The sequence below is a fragment of the Conexibacter woesei Iso977N genome (assembly GCF_000424625.1).
In the GTDB taxonomy this organism is placed as follows: domain Bacteria; phylum Actinomycetota; class Thermoleophilia; order Solirubrobacterales; family Solirubrobacteraceae; genus Baekduia; species Baekduia woesei_A.
In genome coordinates this window covers 1,312-5,897 of the sequence record NZ_KE384217.1, presented here as the reverse complement: position 1 = coordinate 5,897, position 4,586 = coordinate 1,312, and the positions used below count along the sequence as shown (strand labels likewise).

The 4,586-nt window shown below is 69.9% G+C and carries 3 protein-coding genes and 1 pseudogene; 2 read left to right on the top strand and 2 right to left on the bottom strand.

Features of this window, described 5'->3' with window-relative positions:
* Window positions 1–745: 745 nt before the first annotated feature.
* A complete protein-coding gene (locus tag H030_RS35920) occupies window positions 746–1,228 on the bottom strand; it encodes a hypothetical protein (RefSeq protein WP_035130600.1) in 483 nt (160 codons plus the stop codon).
* A 1,037-nt stretch (window positions 1,229–2,265) separates the two neighbouring features.
* Window positions 2,266–2,490, bottom strand: coding sequence for a hypothetical protein (locus tag H030_RS0128010; protein WP_027008561.1), 225 nt, complete (start codon window positions 2,488–2,490; stop codon window positions 2,266–2,268).
* 317 nt (window positions 2,491–2,807) lie between these two features.
* On the opposite strand from H030_RS0128010, the gene H030_RS38070 reads away from it, so the two are divergent.
* Window positions 2,808–3,728: a DUF11 domain-containing protein gene (locus tag H030_RS38070; protein ID WP_051223881.1), complete on the top strand. Its 921-nt coding sequence runs from the start codon at window positions 2,808–2,810 to the stop codon at window positions 3,726–3,728.
* A 75-nt stretch (window positions 3,729–3,803) separates the two neighbouring features.
* Window positions 3,804–4,586 (top strand): annotated as a pseudogene (locus H030_RS0128000) (DUF11 domain-containing protein); the annotation flags it as partial.

The following is a 4,586-nucleotide window of genomic DNA, read 5'->3' as shown; positions in this document are numbered from 1 at the left end:
CGCCACCAACGACAGCGACACCGCCTACTGCTACGCCATCACCCCACTGCTCATCCACTGCTGACACCAGCAGACCCACCACCCCCACACAAGGCGCACGAAGCGCCCACCCCACGCCCAGGAGGGCTGCCGACGACACCGATCACCGGCAGCCCTCCCCGGCACGCGACGCGGAGATCGATGCGCTCAGCGGGCCGCGTCCGCCACGCAACGTGAACTGCGCTGCACAACACCAACAACGCCTTCCACCCCAACAGGAAGTTGTGTTGGCTGCGCCGGCGCCGGGAGGGTCGTCGAGGTGAGGCTCGAACTCGGGGTGGCCGGCGTCGAGCGCCGCCCGGACGCTCGTGGCGATCACCTGCTCCTCGTTGTCGGCGGGAGTCAGGACGGTCACTCCCCGGCCGGCCGCCGTCCGGGACGTGCGCACCGCCACGCTCGTCGAGCAGCCGGAACGGCACGCCGCCGGAGAACCCGCACGGCCGCGGTGATCAGCCGCGAGGCGCATATCGGCGCTCCTCGGCGCGAAGTTCCCGGTGACGATCACGCTGTCGACGAGCGTCCGCCACACGCTCGCGTCAGCGCCCAGCGCCCAGGCACTGCTGCTGTCGCGCGATGCCACCGAAGAACATCACCACCCACAACCTCGCGCGGATGAACATGCTGTTGCACGGTGATTGCTCGATGCACGACCGGGTCGCGACGCCGGCATCCTGCGCGCGGCGTTGCGACCCGATCGTCGGTGCGGTCAGAGGATGGTCAGGGTGGAGAGGCCGGTCAGCGACGTCACCCCCGTGCTCGAGGCGCAGGCCGTCGGGTCCAGCGACGGTGTGGTGACGACACCGATCGCCGACCTCCCGGTGAACTCGCCGGCGGTGATCGTGCCGGTCTCCTCGGTCTGGTCGGTGCCGTTGACGGTGATCGAGGTGTAGGTGAAGGAGAACGTGCTGGTGTGGCCGTTGCTCCAGTGGATGGTCGATGTGGACGAGCCGCTGTCGAGCGCGCTCTGACAGGAGAACGGCGCAATGATCGTCGTGCTCGCCGACCCGCTGGTGATCGTCGGATCGGCGAGCGACAGGCACGTCGAGAACGTGCGCCTGACGGTGAACGTCGTGGTCTGGCTGGTGTTGGTCAGGCCGGGCGCGAAGGTCTCGTCCTGGTGGCCGGTGCACAGCGTCGTGGCGCCGGCAGGTGCCGCGGCGGCGGCGCTGCAGGCCAGCGCTCCGAGCATGGCGGCGATCCAGCCGGCAGCGCGGAGTCGGTGGTGCGACCCGCCCAGCCAGGACTGGCTCAGGCTGTGAAACAGCGCTCCTGCGGAATGCATGAGAACCTCGATGGACTTGGACGGCGCCGAAGACGCCGTCACGAGTTGTGATGGATGTCGGCCTAGACGACGACCGAAGCGGGCTCGCCCGCGGCGAGCCCGAGCGCGGGCGGCAGATCGCGGACGCCGTCGCGGATCAGAGCAGCTGCATCTCGCATCGAACCTCCTCGCGTGCGCGAGCGCACCGCGCACGGGTCTTGCCGCACGTCAGATGGCCGGCGGCCGCGAGCGGCGCCGGGGCATCGCCGAGCCTCCGAGCCGGTTTTCACTGCGCATGACTCAGTAACACTCAACGATGGGCTGGAGCAGCATAGGCTGGAGCGATTCCGCCGGCAACCGGTGTTGGCACGCTGCCACCACCCGGATATCCGCGTGTCTCACCCACGCAGGCAACAGCGTGGGAACCTGGCGCGCGCACCTTCTCGGCGGTCGCGCTGCGATCGCGGCGACCTGACCTCGCCGCCGCCGCCCCGTGGCCGACGGCCGGAGGTGCGGCCACGGGATCGAGGAGAACGCGGGTGCGCCCGCTTCGGCCGAGTGCGATGCGCGATGGTCACACCTCGGTCTCGACGCCCGGTGAGCGCCATGTCCCGCGTCGTGGCGATGCGCCGGACTGCCCGCCATCGGTCGGGGTGACACGGTCGTTTCCATCGACGAGGAAACGGCGCGCACTATCACCTAACAGTCAGTGTTCCTGTCCTTGACGCCGGCGATCGGTCGGAGCAGACTGCGCCCCGACGGGACCGTCGTTCGGGTAAGAGCTTCTGCACGATCACCTCCGTTGACTGTCGGCGCTCACGAGCGGATCGTCGCCGGTGATTCGCGCCTCGCCGTCCGGCGGGCGCGCACCCCGGCAGATCGGAGCACCACATGTCCTTCGCGCCACGCCGTGTGACTCGCCGCCTCCCGCTCGCGCTCCTGGCGGTCCCGGCCGGGCCGGTGCCTCACGCACCTTCGCCACGTGCGTGTCGCTGACCCATCCGAGCATCCACCCGGCAACGATCGACGACCCCGGGCTTCACCGCGCCGCAGGCGTGCAGCGCGCCGGCCTCGCTGTTCTCCGGAACGAGCACGATCCACTGGAACACCGGCCAGACGAGCACCTTCGTCCTCAACGCCGAGGCCTCCGAGGTCGACGGCCAGATCGTCCTGACGGCCATCGGCACCATCACCTCCGGCCTCTTCAGCGGCCGCCACCACCACGTCCCTCACGCCGCCAACGGCTACGCGTCAAGTTCACCGACAACGCTCGTCCCGGCGGCCAACTGGAGCCCCGGCGGCGCGCGAGCCTCACCGCCTGTGGCGGCCGTGATGCCCAGGAATCAGGTGGTGGCGCTGATGAGCTTCGGGATCTCGATCGATCAGCGACATTCCGCAATTCTTCTTAAAGATCAGTGACACTGTGCGTTGACGAATGCGAGTCGCGTGGCAGACTGCCGCGAGCGTGGCGCGGTCCCTCCGCGCCGACCTCAACCGAGGAGTCCTCATGAGCACCCTGTCACGGCGTCGCGGTGTCGTTCCCGCGTGCGTCACCCTGCTGTGCGCCTTCGGGCTGCTGCTGGCCGCCGGTTCCGCCCGTGCGGCTCCCGGCACCGACGGCGGCCTGACGGTCAGCGACACCACGCCCGCACCGGGCGAGACGATCACCGTCAGCTGGGACGTCACCTACACCGACCCGGCCTTCGCGCCCCAGCTCAACAGGCCCCACACCGTCCTGGGCCTCGGCACCAACGGCGGCGGCGGACCCTACGACGACCTCTCGCTCGTCGCTGGATCGTGCACCGGTGACATGACCGCCTGCGCGGTCAACCCCTTCACGCTGGGGGTCGCGAGCGAGGTCCCGCAGGTGACCGCGTTCGGCCAGAGGCGCGCGGGCAGCGTCCAGCTCGTGGTCTCGGCCGGCGCCACGATCGGCGAGACCATCAACATGAGCGGGTTCGCCAGCGCGTTCAACAACAACGGCAGTGGCGCCTCCTTGATCATCGGCAGCGTGCCGATCACGGTCACGGCCCCGCCCGCCGCCGACCTCGGCGTGTCGCTCAGCGCCAGGGCCGGCCCGCCGCTGCACGGCAAGGTCAACTACGACGCGGCGGTGACCAACAACGGGCCAGCCGCGGCGAGCTCGGCGACGCTCACCACGCAGCTGCCCTGGCAGGCGACCGGGATCAGCGCCGCCGGCTCCTGCACCTACGCCGGCACGACCCACCAGGTCACCTGCCCGGTCGGAGCGCTGGCCAACGGCGCCACGACCCACGTGACGTTCACCGCCCAATACGGGCTGCTCTCCTTCGGAGCGCTGACCGCCACCGCGACCCTGTCGGCCGTCACGCCGACCGACCCCAACCCGGCCAACGACAGCTCCAGCGCCACCTGCCACGCGCTGACCGGACCGCTCATCAGCTGCTGAGCCGCCAACGACCAGCGACGGCGCGACGCCATCACGCGCGCGCCGCTGAACCCATCAGCCCACCGAAGGAGAACCATGCACACCTCGATTCTGTCCCGCGCGACGACGACGCTCGGCGCCGTCCTGCTCCTCACGCTCGGAGCGCTGGTCTACGCGGCCGGCGCCCAGGCCGACCCCGGCACCGTCACCGGCCCCAACGGCTTGAGCGTGACCGTCGACGACACCACCCCCGCACCCGGCCAGGTCGTCACCTTCGACTTCTCCTACACCTTCAGCCAGAGCGACGGACCCGATGAGGACTCCTCCGAGTCCGTCTTCACCTTCGGCAGGAACATCGTCACCAGCGCTCCCGGGGTCAACCTCGGCGAGCTGGCGCTGCTGGGGACCTGCGGGGGCGACATCATTTTCTGCGTCTACAACACCACGAGCCCGCCGTTCGCCGAGTTCGTCGGCGTTGACACGGGCGTCGTGGTCGGTACGACGGTCACCGGCACCGCGAGCTTCACCGTCTCGGCCACCGCGAGCGACGGCGACGTGATCGGCGGCTACGGCGGGCACCACACCGATGGCGTCGGGCAGCTGAACAACGTGGCCACCAATTCACGGTTGGACCTGACCGTCACCGCCCCGCCACCGGCCAACGCCGATCTCGGCGTCGACCTGACCGCGTCTGCGCATGGGTTGTTGACCAGCCACATCAACTACGACGCGACGGTCACCAACAACGGCCCCGCCACCGCCACCGGCGTGACCATCACCACGCAGCTGCCCTCCGCGGCCACCGGGATCAGCTCCTCGACCTGCACCTACACCTCGAGCACCGACCAGGTCTCCTGCCCCATCAGCTCGATCGCCAAC

Coding starts and splice junctions, on each gene's coding strand:
- H030_RS35920 (WP_035130600.1), bottom strand. CDS start 1,228: ATGCTCGGAGCGCTGGCCTGCAGCGCCGCCGCCGCGGCACCTGCCGGC.
- H030_RS0128010 (WP_027008561.1), bottom strand. CDS start 2,490: ATGGTGCCGATGGCCGTCAGGACGATCTGGCCGTCGACCTCGGAGGCC.
- H030_RS38070 (WP_051223881.1), top strand. CDS start 2,808: ATGAGCACCCTGTCACGGCGTCGCGGTGTCGTTCCCGCGTGCGTCACC.